General features: G+C 68.4%; 1 protein-coding gene. It reads left to right on the top strand.

From position 1 onward, the window contains the following. Nucleotides 1–729, top strand: a 729-nt coding sequence (gene istA, locus N800_RS15050; protein ID WP_036140556.1) for an IS21 family transposase, incomplete at both ends; no start/stop codon positions are given.

Below are 729 nucleotides of genomic sequence, written 5' to 3'. Positions count from 1 at the left end.
AGCAAGTACATCGCGGCGGCGCGGGTGGCCGGGCTGGACTGGCCGGCGCTGGTGGCCATGGACGAGGCCGCGCTGGCGGCCGCCTTGTTTGCACCGACGTCGACGAACAAGCCGCGCGGTGAGCGAGTGCTGCCCGATGTGCTGAGCATCCACCGCGAGTTGCGACGCAAGGGCGTGACCTTGCAGCTGCTGTGGGAGGAATATCTCGCCGCGCATGCGGGCCAGCCGACCTACCGCTACACCCAGTTCGTCGAGCACTACCGGCGCTACGCCCAGACGCTCAAACGTTCGATGCGTCAGCTGCACCGTGCGGGCGAGAAGCTATTCATCGACTATGCCGGGCCGACGCTGCCGGTGGTCGACCCGGCCACCGGCGAAGTGCGCCGGGCGCACATCTTCGTCGCCGCCCTGGGCGCCTCGAATTACACCTATGCCTGCGCGACGCCAGGCGAAACCCAGGTGGACTGGCTGACCTCGCTGGGCCAGGCTCTGACCTACTTTGGCGGCGTGCCGGAAATGGTTGTGCCGGACAATCCGCGCGCCCTGGTCGCCCAGCCGGATCGCTACGAGCCGGGCCTGAACCGGGCCACGCTGGAGTGCGCGCGTCATTACCAGACGGTGATCCTGCCGGCACGGCCACGCAAGCCTCAGGACAAGGCCAAGGCCGAGGTGGCGGTGCAGGTGGTCGAGCGCTGGATCATGGCGCGGCTGCGCCATCGGCAGTTCTTC

Origin of the sequence: Lysobacter daejeonensis GH1-9, assembly GCF_000768355.1 — a bacterium.
Taxonomy (GTDB): Bacteria; Pseudomonadota; Gammaproteobacteria; order Xanthomonadales; family Xanthomonadaceae; genus Aerolutibacter; species Aerolutibacter daejeonensis.
Note: the sequence above shows the minus strand (reverse complement) of the source record. Positions and strands in the feature narration are given on the sequence as shown.